Source organism: Marinibacterium profundimaris (genome assembly GCF_002210095.1).
GTDB classification, from domain to species: domain Bacteria; phylum Pseudomonadota; class Alphaproteobacteria; order Rhodobacterales; family Rhodobacteraceae; genus Marinibacterium; species Marinibacterium profundimaris.
In genome coordinates this window covers 25,100-38,050 of the sequence record NZ_AQQR01000021.1, presented here as the reverse complement: position 1 = coordinate 38,050, position 12,951 = coordinate 25,100, and the positions used below count along the sequence as shown (strand labels likewise).

Annotated in this window: 12 protein-coding genes; 5 read left to right on the top strand and 7 right to left on the bottom strand. The window is 68.7% G+C overall.

The features are described from left to right. Positions 1 to 3 precede the first annotated feature (3 nt). The 5 genes from ATO3_RS24365 to rfbC all read right to left on the bottom strand — a co-directional run bounded on the left by ATO3_RS24365 (position 4) and on the right by rfbC (position 4,242). Positions 4 to 846, bottom strand: coding sequence for a sulfotransferase family 2 domain-containing protein (locus ATO3_RS24365; RefSeq protein ID WP_088652482.1), 843 nt, complete (start codon positions 844 to 846; stop codon positions 4 to 6). Positions 847 to 850: 4 nt separating this feature from the next. Continuing rightward, positions 851 to 1,720: a dTDP-4-dehydrorhamnose reductase gene (gene rfbD, locus ATO3_RS24360; protein ID WP_088652481.1), complete on the bottom strand. Its 870-nt coding sequence runs from the start codon at positions 1,718 to 1,720 to the stop codon at positions 851 to 853. Positions 1,721 to 1,747: 27 nt separating this feature from the next. Further along, positions 1,748 to 2,464, bottom strand: a complete 717-nt coding sequence (locus tag ATO3_RS24355; RefSeq protein ID WP_088652480.1) for a sulfotransferase family 2 domain-containing protein — start codon at positions 2,462 to 2,464, stop codon at positions 1,748 to 1,750. 127 nt (positions 2,465 to 2,591) lie between these two features. After that, positions 2,592 to 3,638: a dTDP-glucose 4,6-dehydratase gene (gene rfbB / locus ATO3_RS24350; RefSeq protein WP_088652479.1), complete on the bottom strand. Its 1,047-nt coding sequence runs from the start codon at positions 3,636 to 3,638 to the stop codon at positions 2,592 to 2,594. 43 nt (positions 3,639 to 3,681) lie between these two features. Next, entirely contained in the window at positions 3,682 to 4,242 is a 561-nt protein-coding gene (gene rfbC / locus ATO3_RS24345) for a dTDP-4-dehydrorhamnose 3,5-epimerase (RefSeq protein ID WP_088652478.1), read from the bottom strand. Between the two features lie 407 nt (positions 4,243 to 4,649). On the opposite strand from rfbC, the gene ATO3_RS24340 reads away from it, so the two are divergent. Then, positions 4,650 to 5,345: an FkbM family methyltransferase gene (locus tag ATO3_RS24340; RefSeq protein ID WP_088652477.1), complete on the top strand. Its 696-nt coding sequence runs from the start codon at positions 4,650 to 4,652 to the stop codon at positions 5,343 to 5,345. 125 nt (positions 5,346 to 5,470) lie between these two features. Here the strand turns inward: ATO3_RS24340 and ATO3_RS24335 are convergent, their stop codons facing one another. Further along, positions 5,471 to 6,496, bottom strand: coding sequence for a replication initiator protein A (locus ATO3_RS24335; RefSeq protein ID WP_088652476.1), 1,026 nt, complete (start codon positions 6,494 to 6,496; stop codon positions 5,471 to 5,473). 481 nt (positions 6,497 to 6,977) lie between these two features. Here ATO3_RS24335 and ATO3_RS24330 point away from each other — a divergent pair, with 481 nt between their 5' ends. The 3 genes from ATO3_RS24330 to ATO3_RS24320 all read left to right on the top strand — a co-directional run bounded on the left by ATO3_RS24330 (position 6,978) and on the right by ATO3_RS24320 (position 10,994). Continuing rightward, the gene (locus ATO3_RS24330; RefSeq protein WP_088652475.1) at positions 6,978 to 8,348 is read left to right on the top strand and encodes an AAA family ATPase; all 1,371 of its coding nucleotides are present in this window, start codon (positions 6,978 to 6,980) and stop codon (positions 8,346 to 8,348) included. A gap of 234 nt (positions 8,349 to 8,582) precedes the next feature. Continuing rightward, positions 8,583 to 9,614 (top strand): ParB/RepB/Spo0J family partition protein, encoded by a 1,032-nt coding sequence (locus ATO3_RS24325; RefSeq protein ID WP_088652474.1) that lies wholly within the window; start codon positions 8,583 to 8,585, stop codon positions 9,612 to 9,614. Between the two features lie 330 nt (positions 9,615 to 9,944). After that, positions 9,945 to 10,994: a hypothetical protein gene (locus tag ATO3_RS24320; RefSeq protein WP_088652473.1), complete on the top strand. Its 1,050-nt coding sequence runs from the start codon at positions 9,945 to 9,947 to the stop codon at positions 10,992 to 10,994. A 161-nt stretch (positions 10,995 to 11,155) separates the two neighbouring features. Here the strand turns inward: ATO3_RS24320 and ATO3_RS24315 are convergent, their stop codons facing one another. After that, positions 11,156 to 11,863 (bottom strand): sulfotransferase family 2 domain-containing protein, encoded by a 708-nt coding sequence (locus ATO3_RS24315; protein WP_158218050.1) that lies wholly within the window; start codon positions 11,861 to 11,863, stop codon positions 11,156 to 11,158. 431 nt (positions 11,864 to 12,294) lie between these two features. On the opposite strand from ATO3_RS24315, the gene ATO3_RS24310 reads away from it, so the two are divergent. Continuing rightward, complete coding sequence (locus ATO3_RS24310; protein WP_088652471.1) at positions 12,295 to 12,882, top strand: hypothetical protein; 588 nt, start codon at positions 12,295 to 12,297, stop codon at positions 12,880 to 12,882. The last annotated feature ends 69 nt before the right edge of the window (positions 12,883 to 12,951 follow it).

Sequence of the window (12,951 nt, the reverse complement as noted above, 5' to 3'; positions counted from 1 at the left end):
GTCTCAGGTCTCCTTGGGTTCGAAATCCGCGTCCGGAAAGGTCAGGGTCGCCGCCCCGATCCGGTCGCGGTAAAGCGCCAGGTCGCAGGCCCAGGCCCGCGCCACCGCCCCGACCAGCGCGTCGTCGTAAAGGGCCGCATGGGACGGCGCGCGGCCCGCCTCCTGCAGCGCGGCCAGTTCGGCCATGGACGTATCGGCGTAATCGCCCTCGATCAGGTCGAACCGGTCGGTGCCGTGGCGGGTCAGCCCGCGCGCATCGACCAGGTCAAAGCCGATCCGCGCGGCCAGGTCGTCGCGCGCCTCGGCCATGCGTTCCACCGCGTACCAGGCGTCGTATTCGGCGTAGACCAGGAAATCGACCTGCGGGCGCCAGTGTTCGTTCAGCTGCTGCCAGTCGTCGTCCGCGCTCACCAGCCCCACGAAATCGCGGAAGCTGAAGCGCTTGGGGTCGATCGTCTCGCCGGTCTCGCGGAAGAGCAGCCAGTATTCCGGGCTGCGGCCGACGATCTTGTCGAGAAAGACCGAGGCCAGCCGCGCATGGGGGCAGCGCAGCACGGTGAAGGTGAAATCCGCCGTGGCCAGGTCGCGCAGCGCGGCGCGGAAGGTCGGGTTGTTGGCGTGGATCCAGGTCCAGTCCTCGGGCCCCGCGATGGCGCCGTTGGCGATGGCCAGGCTCAGCCGCAGGGTCGAACAGGCGTTCTTGGGGATGAAGCTGTAGACCGCCCCGGCCCGGTAATGGCACAGCGCGTAATCCGCGGCAAAGCCGTGATCGGGGTTGGTGGCCAGCGTCCTGCGATGCGCGGCGGCATAGCGCAACAGACGCGGCTGGGGGGGCTGCGGCGCCATGGGCTCAGCCCCGGACCCGCTGCACCACCTCGGCCGTGGCCGCGCGCCAGTCGGGGCGGGGAATGCCGAAGGTGGCCTCGGTCGCCGAACACTCCATCCGCGAGTTCAGCGGCCGCGCCGCCGGCGTCGGGTAATCCGAGGTCGGGATGTCCACCACCTCGCAGGTGATGTCGGCCAGCCCGAAGATCTCGCGCGCGAACCCGGCCCAGCTGACATCCGGCGCGCCGGAGAAATGGTAGATGCCGGACTTGCCGGGATCGCGGATCAGCTGGTCGGCGATGGTCAGGCAGGCCTCGGCGATGGCGCGGGCGGGGGTCGGGCCGCCGACCTGGTCCGAGACCACGGTCAGCTGGTCGCGGCTTTCGCCCAGGCGCAGCATGGTCTTCACGAAGTTGTTGCCATGGGCCGAGAACACCCAGGAGGTGCGCAGGATCGCATGGGCCCCGCCGGCCTCGGCGATCGCCTGTTCGCCGGCCAGCTTGGTGCGGCCATAGGCGCCCAGGGGCGCGGTGGCATCGCCCGGCGCCCAGGGGTCGGTGCCGGTGCCGGCGAACACGTAATCGGTCGAGATCTGGACGAAGGGAATGCCCAGCCCGGCACAGGCCCGGGCCATGGCGCCCGGCGCCTCGCCGTTGATGACGCGGGCCTGGTCCTCTTCCTCCTCGGCGCGGTCGACGGCGGTGTAGGCGGCGGCGTTGATCACCGCGTCGGGTTTGCGCTCGCGGATCGCCTCGGCGCAGGCGTCGGGGTCTTCCAGGTTCACCAGGTCGCGGTTCAGGCAGGTGATCGTGTCGACCTGGTCAAAGCCCGCGTCGCCGGCGGCGGCCAGTTCGGTGGCGACCTGTCCGGTGTGGCCGAAGACGAGAATGTTCATGGGGCAAACCTTCTGTAAACCAAGTGTTCAGGGCGCAGGCGTCGGGTCGGGGCCTTTATCCGCGCCTGTATCCGTACAAGTATCCGCGCCGGGCGGTTCCAGATCGTAGCCGAAGCGCTCGAAATCGCGGGCATAGCGGGTCGAGAGGATCTCGCGCACGCGGTCGGTGACCACCGGCTCCGGCCCCGGCTCGATCTTCGCCCAGGCCACGCGCTCGGCGAAATTGTTGCGCAGCTTCATCGGCACCCCGGGCGCCGGCCCCCCGGCCAGATCGTCCAGCCAGGCGATCACCGGGTCCATCCCCTGTTCCAGGTGAAAGATCCGCGCGCCCTCGGGCACCATCTCGGTCATGGGCCGGATGTGATTGTCGAGCAGGAAGGGCTGCATCGCCTCCTGCTTCTGCATGCGCACCAGCCAGCGTTCGAAATCCAGCCGCGGGCCGAACCGCCGTTCCACGTCGCGCTGAAACCGGAAGACGCTTTTCAGCCGCTCCACCGGGTGGCGGACGATGGCAAAGGTCTCGTCCAGGAACCCCGCCGGGAACAGCCGCGCCAGGTCGGTCGCCGCCACGTGCTGCGGCGCGGTGCGCGTCCAGCGCATCGGCGGCGGCAGGTCAAGGAAGAACCGGCTGCGAAACGCCAGCGGGCCGAAGCGCGCCTCGAGGTAATCTTCCATCGAGGTGCCGCCGCAGCGGGGCACATGCATGAAAAGCACCAGCTTGCCCGAGACCCGCGCGATCGGCATGGCTCAGCCCTCCTGTCCGAACGGGGGGGCGTTCAGGACGCAAGTCAGAACGCAGGTCGCCGGCGCCTGGCCCCCTGCCCTGCCGGTCCCCCGGACCCTGCCCTGCCCCCTGCCCGCGCGCATCCGGTCAGCCGGCCTTGCCCAGGCGCTGGCCGACACCCTCGCGGGTCTGCAGCGCGCGCCACCAGGCCTCGTTGTCGAGATACCATTGCACGGTCTTCTCCAGCCCCTCCTCGACGGTGACGGAGGGACGCCAGCCCAGCTCCTCGCGGATGCGGGTCGGGTCGATCGCATAGCGCGCGTCATGCCCGGGCCGGTCGGTGACGAAGGTGATCTGCTCGGCGTAGGGTGCCGCGCCGGGACGCAGCCGGTCGAGGATGCCGCAGAGCGTCTGCACCAGCTCAAGGTTGGTGCGTTCGTTCTCGCCGCCGATGTTGTAGGACCGGCCGATCTCGCCCTTCTGCACCACCGTCAGCAGCGCGTCGGCGTGATCCTCGACGTAAAGCCAGTCGCGCACGTTCGACCCGTCGCCGTAGATCGGCAGCGGCTTGCCGGCCAGCGCACCCAGGATGATCACCGGGATCAGCTTCTCGGGGAAATGGAAGGGGCCGTAATTGTTCGAGCAATTCGTCATCACCACCGGCAGCCCGTAGGTGTGGTGCCAGGCGCTGACCAGGTGGTCGGAGGCGGCCTTGGACGCCGAATAGGGCGAGCGCGGATCGTAGGCGGTGGTTTCGGTGAACATCACCTGCGGGTCATCGGGCAAGCTCCCGAAGACCTCGTCGGTGGAGATATGGTGGAACCGGAAGCTCTCCGGTTTGCCGGCCCCCGCCCAGTATTTCCGGGCGGCCTCCAGCAGGGTGTAGGTGCCGGTGATATTGGTCTCGATGAAGGTGCCGGGCCCGTCGATCGACCGGTCCACGTGGGATTCCGCGGCCAGGTGCATGATCGCATCCGGCTTGTGGCTGTCGAGGATCCGGTCCATCGCCGCGCGGTCGCGGATGTCGGCCTGCTCGAAGGCATAGCCGGGCGCGTCCGCCACGCTTGCCACGTTGTCGAGGCAGGCGGCATAGGTCAGCGCATCGACATTGACCACCTGGTGGCCCTGCCCGATCGCCTGGCGCACCACGGCCGAGCCGATGAACCCGGCGCCGCCGGTGACAAGAAGCTTCATGCCTTATTCCTTTGCAAGAGATCCTCCGCCATCGGGACCGGGCCTAACCCTGCCAGATGAAGGGGCTGTCGAAATCCTTCAGCAGCGGCGCGGCGGCATCCTTGTCGCTCAGCACCGCCTCGCCCGTCAGGCCCCAGTCGATGCCGATGTCCGGATCGTCGAAGCGCACGGCGCCGTCCGATTGCGGCGCGTAGTAATCGGTGCACTTGTAGATGATTTCCGTATGCGGCGCGCGGGTGGCAAAGCCATGCAGGAAGCCCGCCGGCACCAGCAGCTGCCTGCCGTTCTCGGCCGAAAGTTCAGTGCCGAACCACTGGCCATAGGTGGGCGAGCCCTTGCGGATGTCGACCGCCACGTCAAAGAGCGCCCCCTGCCCGCAGCGCACCAGCTTGTCCTGGGCATCGGGCGGCGCCTGGAAATGCAGGCCGCGCACGGTGTTCACGGCTTCGGAGACGGAATGGTTGTCCTGCACGAAATCCATCTCGATCCCGTGCTCGGCCAGAAGCCTGCGGTTCCAGCTTTCCGAGAAGAAGCCACGGGCATCGCCGAAGCGTTTCGGGGTCAGGATCACGACACCTGGAAGCGGCGTTTCTTCGATCTGCATGGGCCTCGTTTCCGCTCAATCACGGGTTCTCTTAGCAACCCCGGCCCGCGGTGTCACGGGCTGGCGCGACAGGCGGGTCACGGGCGGCGGCAGGGGCCGGCAGACGGCGGGGGACTGGGCTGTTGGGGGGCTGGTGGGGGGCTGGTGGCGCGCGGGCCGGGCGCCGGATCCCGGGCACGGGGGCTGCGACCACTGGACGAATTCCAGGAAGCCCTGGGGCTCCGCCCGTTCGCAAGCGAAAAGGTCCCTCGGACCTTTTCCGAGACGCTTGCTCACTGTTTCGCACGCGAAACATTCAGCCCCTCCGCCGGGCGCCCGCATCCTCCGGAAACAGCAGCAATCACATAGCCCAAAAGGCGATCACGTGCTACGGTCAGCCGCAAGAGAAACTCAACCCGGAATTGCACATGACCTCTGCCAGCCTCCTCGCCTTTCCCGACACGGACGAGATCGAGGAGGCCGAGCTGGTTGCCCGCCTCCTGGTGCCGATGGGGCAGGAGGCGCCGCGGCGGCTGATGCAGATCGGCGCGAACGAGGGGATGTATGAATATGCCAAGCCCGACAACAAGGACTTCGTCTTCGAGTTCCTGCGCGATCACCCGGCCTGGGGCGCCCTGCTGATCGAGCCGATCCCCGAGACCTACGACCGGCTGGTGGCCAATTACGCGGGCCATTCCAACCGTCTGCATTTCCTCAACTGCGCGATCACCGAACAGGTCGAACGCCGGGTGCTGCACGTGGCGGGGCGCGACGGCAAGAGCTCCAGCCTGATGGGCCGCCCGACCCCCGAAGACGCGGATGTCACCGGGATCGAGGTCGCCTGCCTGCCGCCGGACATGGCGCTGGACCTGGTGAACTGGGACCGGGCGGATTTCGTGAAGATCGACGCCGAGGGCTATGACGAGATCCTCGTCGGCCTGCTGATCGACAGCGCGGACCGGGCGCCGCTGCCGGACATCCTGCTGTGGGAGCAGATCGGCCCCGAAAAACGCGGCACCAGCGACCGGCTCGGGGCGCTCGGCTACCGGGTGCTGCGGACGGGGCACAGCAAGAAGGGCCGCTGCCTCGACCGGGTCGCGATCCGGCAAGAGCTGCTCGGCTGAGCCCGCGGCACGGTGGGGTAGAACCCCACCCTACGCGTCTGCCCCACCGCCCGTAGGGTGAAACCCCACCCGACCCTCCTGTCCCGCCGCCCGTAGGGTGGGTTTCCAACCCACCGCCCTTCCCGTCAGCCCGCGCCCCGGCCCGCCTTGCCCGCGACAAAGCCCAGGAAGGCGCGATCGGGGCTGCGCAGCTTCGGCCGCCCGGTCGACACCCAGTAGCCGCGCCATTCCGCCTCCAGCGCATGCACGTCCGCCCCCGGCATCATGTCGCGCGCCCGCTCCAGCGTGTCGGCCTTCAAAAGCGGCGGCGGCACCACCTCCACCACGCCCTCGCGCAGCGAAAACCGGATCAGGTCGCCCGGCTCCTCGCGCATCTGGTAATCGGGCAGGTGGTCCTTGGCGATCATCTCGCGCAGCATCGCCCGGAACACCCGCCGCGGCGAGGCCGAGCCGGATTTCTTCAGCAGCACCTCGACCGACACGCGCCAGCTCTCCTGCCGCCCGCAATGCTTGCGCGCGATCTCGTAGATCCGCCGCTCCAGCGGCTTGCGCAGGCGAAAGTAATCGCGGCTGAGCGTCAGCACCGATTTCGACAGCACCGCCCGGAACAGCCAGTCGCTCAGCGTCACCGAGACCGACACCATCCGCCCGCCCCGCGACCGACGCACGATCTCCCAGCTTTCGATCAGCCCGAAGCCCGTCGTCGTCTCGCGCTCGCCGGTGACGATATTGGTGGTGATCCGCGTGCCGGCCAGCCGCTCGAAGGCCTCGCGCAGGCGGCGATAGGCATCGCCGCTGGTCTCGCGGTTGGTGGCCACCAGCAGGTCATGCGCCTTCAGCTGCAGCGTCCGGCTGACCTTCCGCCCGGCATTGATCGCCGCCATCAGCTGGCTGATGCAGAAGATCAGGATGTCCTTGTCATGGATCGTGGCCAGCCCCTTCACGGAGGGCACCACCGTGATCTCGACCCCGTTGTGCTCATACTCCAGCACCCGCCGGTCGGGCCGGGTGGACAGCGAGAACAGCGGATGCTCCATCGACGCCAGGTCGTCCTTGGGCAGCGCATCGAAGATGTCGCAGAGAAAGAAATCCCCCTGCGGGTGCCGGTCGGGCATCAGCCCCCCGGCGCCGGCTGTGACCGCGCCGCTCATCCTGCCTGTCCTCTGCTGCCGGCTCTGCGGCCGGTTGTCCCGTCTTGCCACGTCCTGCGCCCCGGGCTCCGGACGTCCGGCTCAGAGCTTCGTGGTTTCATTGACGCCACCCTAGACTTGTCCACATCCCCCCGTCCAGCGCGCCCCGCGCTGCGCATCGGGGGATCAGAGTCACCCTGTCGGGGGATCGGAGTCGCCTTATCGTGGGATCAGAGTCGCCTCTCCCTCCAGATCCGCGAATTTCCCATGTCCATCCAAGGACTTGCCCCCTCACCCCGGCGCCCCTAACACTTAGATAACCAGATTCTAACTCATCAGAAAATTTCCGCCGCCTTCGGATCCGCCCTGATCCGCGCCGCGCAAAGGGGCCCCAAGGCCCGAATCTGCAAAGAAAATCCCGCCAACCTGCCGCGATCCTTCCCATGTACGCCCTTTTGGCGTAGAATGCGAAAAACAAGGCACATCGAGCGGAAGACCAGATATGGCCGGGACCCTCCCCCCCTATTTCAACATCGACGCGGACGCCGCCCTGGCCGAGCTCGACGCCCCCGGCACCACCGCCGGTTTCGCACAGATCGCCGAGGCCTGCGCCCGCGGCCGCGCCGATCTCGCCTCGCGCGGGCTGGACACCGAGGGGCGCAAATCGCTGCGCCTCTTCTCCACCTGGGAGATCACGCGCTACCTGATCCCGGTGGCCCAGGCCCATTTCCGCCGCGTGCTGAAGGCCAATCCCGACCTGCCCCAGGGCCGCTCGGAAACCGACGGCGGGGCGAAGTGGTTCACCCTCGACGAGGTGCTGCGCCTGCGCGCCCATTTCGCCAGCCAGGGCTCGCGCGCGAAGGAATACAAACCTTACCGGCCCGAAGGCCTGCCCGCCAAACTCGTGGCGGTGGCCAATTTCAAGGGCGGCGTCGGCAAGACCTCGACGGCGGCGCATCTGGCGATGTCGGCGGCACTCGACGGCTACCGGGTGCTGGTGATCGACCTGGACAGCCAGGGCTCCATGACCTCGATCTTCGGCGGCCGCGTCGAGGACGAATGGCAGACCGCCTTCCCGCTGATCGCCCGCCATTACGGCGACCACCTGCGCGAGGAAAACCGCGCCCGCGCCGCCCGGGGCGAGGCGCCCCAGCCGCTGGACGAGATGCTGTCGACCGCGCTCGAGATGTCCTCGAAGGACCTGGTGCAGCCGACCCACTGGCCCAATATCGACCTGATCGGCGCGCAGCTGAACCTCTACTGGGCGGAATTCCAGATCCCGGTCTGGCGGATCTCCTCGCGCGGCTGGAAGCTCTGGGACGCGCTGACCGACCGGCTGGAGGCCGACGGGGTGCTGTCGGATTACGACGTGATCTTCATCGATACGCCCCCCGCGCTCGGCTACCTGACGATCAACGGGCTGGCGGCGGCCGACATCCTGCTGGTCCCCCTCGGCGCGTCGTTCCTCGAATTCGACAGCACGGGCCGCTTCTTCGACATGCTCCATTCCACCTTCGCCTCGATCGAGGAGGGCGAGAACATCGCCGCCCGCGCCCTGGGCCGCGAGGAGCTGAATTTCCAATGGGACGCGGTGCGCGCGGTGATCACCCGCTACGACGGCGCGCAACAGGGCGAGATGGCCTCGCTGATCCAGGCCTACCTCGGCCGCACCCTCTCGCCCCACCGGCAGGATTTCACCGCGCTGATCGGCCAGGCGGGCGAGCAGGTCTCGGGCATCTACGAGGCCGATTACCGCGACTTCAACCGCGAGACCTATGCCCGCGGGCGCGAGACCTTCGATGCGACCTATGCCGCCTTCAAGCGTCTGCTCATCGGGACCTGGCGGCGGGACATGGTGGAGAGCGGGGAATGAGGTATTTTTGCAAAGATGAAGACAGGACGTGGACGCGACGGCCCCGGGCGCGCGCCCTGTTTTCCACCCTGCGGATCCCACATCTGCAAACATGGCAAGGGGCCGGGCCGCGCGCTGTCCCCTGTCTTCATCTTTGCAAAAATACCTCCGGGGGAGTCGCCGCAGGCGACGGGGGCAGAGCCCCCGACCGCAACGCTCACCAGGGATTAACCCGATCGCGAGAGGAGCTCTGACATGGCCAAACGCAAGCGACTGACCCCGGCGCAGGGGGATTACCTGTCTGCCTCCCCTGCCCCCGCGGCGGGGCCGGCGGGTCTTGGCCCCGCGCCGATCGCCTCCGTGGCCGGAGAGGCGGCGTCGGCCGCGGCGCTGGCGGAGCTGTCGGGGGCGCTGCAGGCGGCGCGGGACGAGGGGCGGCTGATCGAGGCGCTGCCGATCGGGGCGATTGCCGCCGGGCACCTGGTGCGCGACCGGATCCAGCTGGACGAGGAGGAGATGGGCGCGCTGATGGCCTCGCTGAAGGCGCGCGGGCAGCAGACGCCGATCGAGGTGGTGAAGCTGGAGGGCGGGCGCTATGGGCTGATCTCCGGCTGGCGGCGGCTCTCGGCGCTGACGCGGCTGCACGAGGAGACCGGCGAGGCGCGCTTTGCCACGGTCAAGGCGCTGGTGACCGCGCCGGAGAGCGCCGAGGCGGCCTATGTGGCGATGGTCGAGGAGAACGAGATCCGCGCGGGGCTGAGCCATTACGAGCGCGCGCGGATCGCGCACCGGGCCGTGGCCGAGGGGGTGTTCGAGACCGACCGGGCGGCGCTGCAGGGGCTTTATGGCGCGGCGCCGCGGTCGAAGCGGTCGAAGATCGGGTCGTTCATGGGGCTGGTCGCGGCGCTGGACGACGTGCTGCGCTATCCCTGGACGATTTCCGAGAAGCTGGGCCTGGCGCTGGTGAAGCGGCTGGAGGAGGGCGGCGCGGAGGAGCTGCGTGCGCGGCTGGAACGGGCGGATGCGCGTTCGTCCGCCGAGGAGCTGGCGGTGCTGCAGGGGATGCTGGAAGAGGGTGAGGCCCATGCGGCGCCGGACGTGCCCAAGGGGGCCGTGAACAGGGCGGCGGGCAAGGGGGCGAAGCCGCTGCCGGATCTCACGCGCTACGACATCACCGCCGGGCTGGTGCTGAGGCACTGGCCGGAGAGCGGGCGGATCGAGCTTGCGGGCGAGCAGGTGGACGAGGCGCTGCTGGCGGATCTGAAGGACTGGCTGGAGCGGCGGTAGGGAGCGGTGGGGTGAAACCCCACCCTACGGCCACGGCAGATGTTTCGCGCGCGAAACAGTGAGCAAGCTTCCCGGAAAAGGTCCGGTGGACCTTTTCGCCTGCGAACGGGCGGCGCCCAGGGCGTCCCGGCGCTTCCGTGTCATCCGGTGGCTCCGCCGCCCCCTGCCCTCTCCTGCCATTTGCCCGGCGCTCCTGTTCCACCCGCACTCCTGTTCAACCGGCCCCCGCCCCACGCTTGCCTTTCGGGCCGGGGCGATGGCATCACGGGCGGCACAACGCGACCTCCGGCGCGGGACGTCCCGGCGCTGGCCCATCCTGGAAAGACCATCATGGCAGATCTTCCCGAACTCATCGTCCATATCGGGGCGGGCAAGGCCGGTTCGACCTCGCTGCAATTCACGCTGATGCGCAATCCCGAGGCGCTGGCGGCGGCGGGCCTGTCCTACATGGGGCTCGCGCTGGAAGAGGTGCCCGGCGCCACGGCGCATGCCTGGTGCGAACGCGACCGGCCGCAGCTGTTCTTTGCCCCCCGCCCCGACACCCCGGTGGAGGCGGAGGTGGAGCAGGTCCTGCGCGACGAGCTGGAGCGGCTGGCCGGGCTGGGCGTGCGCCAGGTGGTCTGGAGCAACGAGGCCTTCCTGGTGCAGAAGTGGCGGATCCTGCGGATCCTGCAGAAGGTCGCCGCCGACGGGGTCAAGGTGCGCCCGGTGGTCTACATGCGGCGCCACGACAAGCGCGCGATCTCGGCCTACACGGAATTCGAGATCCGGTCGAAGCGCCACCAGGGCGCGCTGCACAAGTATGCCGACTGGCTGGAGGAGGCCGCGCCGCGGCTGACCTATGCCGATCATGTCGAGACCTGGGCGCAGCATTTCCCGCAGATCGAGCTTTATAATTTCGACGAGATCGGGGACGTGGCGCAGCATTTCTGCGGGCAGATCCTGGGGCTCGAGGGGGTGTCCTCGGTGCGGGCGAACGAGGCGCGGGGCGCCGGGCTGATGACGGCCTGGACCGTGTTCAGCGGCTCGCGGCCGGGGCCGACCTGGGCGGCGGATTTCCGGCGGCTCGCGGCGCCGCTGCAGATCACGCGCAATCCCAACGGGGTGGTGCCGAAGCCGCAGGAGCTGCTGCCCGATGCCGGCGACGTGGAGGCCACGCAGGAGACGTTCCGCGCGGACCTGGAGCAGATCAATGCACGGCTGCAAGAGCAGGGGCAGCCGCCCATGGTCTTCGACCCGGTGACCCCGCCGGAGCTGGAGGCCAGCGACTGGGAGCTGCAGCAGATGCTGTTCCGCATGACCTTCGCGCTGCAGGCGCAGGTGCTGGCGCTGAAGGAAGAGGTGGCCGAGCTGCGCGAGACGCTGGAGAAGAAGGGCTAGGGGCGTAGGGTGGGGTTTCACCCCACCGCCTCCGGTCATCGGTGCGTGCAAACGGTGGGGTGGAACCCCACCCTACATCCCCGGCAGATGTTTCGCGCGCGAAACAGGTCGCCTGCGAACGGGCGGAGCCCAGGGCGTCCTGGAATTCGCCCGCGCGCGCTTTATTTGCCGAATTCGCGCAGGGCGGCGGCGTAGACTTCCATGTCGACCGAGACCCAGGGCAGGATCGCCTGCAGCTCGGCATGCGACAGGTCCTCGACCGAGCTGCGCCGCTGGGTGACGTTGATCTTGCGGTTCTCGATATCCAGCTTGAACCGGTCGTTGATCGCCGCGACGAAATCCCCGTAATGGTCCTGGAACCCGACCACCGCGAAGCTGCGCAGGTTCGCCATCACCTGCTCGGCCAGGTCGTCCTGCGTCATCCCGTGATCGCGCCGCATCTCGAAGCGCCGCATCAGCCGGTAGCTGGAATGCAGCTGCCAGGACATCCGGTTGTAAAGCTCCGAACACAGCTCGGGCTCGTCCATGGCCCGGGCGAAATCCAGAAGCGACAGCTTGTGCGCCGTCGTCGTCTTGCGGGTCTTCTCGATGTCCTTGTCGTAAAGCTCGCGCCAGAAGTAGTAGATCGACACGAAGCGGTCGATCGGGTGCCGCAGCACGGTGACCACCTGGTCGGTGCCCATCTGCCCGCCGAAGCGCATCGCGTCCTCGTGGGAGATATGCCCCGACACGATGTCGACCTCGGCCGGGATCGTCTCGGGCACCGGGTCGACGATGCCCTGCACCTTCAGCTCGGGATGGGCCACGACGATGCTCTCGCGCAGCGAGGTGCCCGCGGTTTTCGGGATGTGAAGGTGGATGAATTTCATGGGGTCTGCCCGTCTGCCTGTCGTCTTCTGCCCGGCCGCCGCCAGGATGCGTCGGGGCGGGCAGGCCGCGTGCGGCCCGGGCCTTGTGCCCCCGGTGATCTCGTCTGCCCTGCCCGGTCCTGCGTCGGTCCCTCTCCGGGCGTGTCCTCCCGGCCGCGGGCGCCTTTTGCCGGCCGGCCGGGGCGGTTCCATCTCCCTTATCCGCTGGGGCGGGTTTGGGCAATATTTGCCGGCACCCCGGGGAAGGCTCGCATGGGGCGGCGGAACCTGCGACACTCCGGTGGGCGGAATATCGGGCGCAAGGCACGGATGGAGGCAATGGCAGGGCAGGCGGGCTGGGGAAGAGAGCGCAGGCGCCTGCGGTGGCGCGCTCTGTTTGTCTCCTGTCCCATCCTTGCTATTGAAGGGCGAGACGGATTCCGGGAGGCAGGATGAACCAGAACGAGAGCGAGGTCGGGAACGAGGACGGGCCCGGCAAGAACCGGAACGACCGGGACAGCCGGGCCGCTGCGCCCGAAACAGGGCCCGACACGCCGCCCGACACGCCGCCCGAAACACCGCAGGCGCCCGAAGCTCCGGCGGCCCCCCGGCAGCTTGCCGACGTCGAGACCGACGAGCGCGCGCGGCTGGACCTGTTGCGGCGGATCCGCACCCAGGCCCGGGTGGAGGGCGGCCAGGTCGGCCTGCCGCGCGACGTGCTGGCCGAGGCGCTGTCGGCGGGGCTGGGCGCGCTGGTGGACGAGGAATGGTACCTGGGCCGCTACGCGGACGTGGCCGACGCGGTGGCGCGCGGGGTGCTGGCCTCGGGCCGGGCGCATTACCTGCAGACCGGCATCTACGAGGGCCGCATGCCCTACCGGGTCAGGCTCGACAACGCGGATTACCTGAAAAACTATCCCGATGTGCTGGCCTCGATCCGCGAAGGTGCCTTCCGCAGTGCACTGGACCATTTCGTGCAGGTGGGGTTCGGGGAAGGACGGTCTTTCCGGCTTGCATCCCGGGACGGGGCAGACCCATAGATCCGGTAAACCGAAGCGGTCGCAGCCGGCCCGGACGGAGGTTATGAACCCGCCGGCACGGCCGGACGA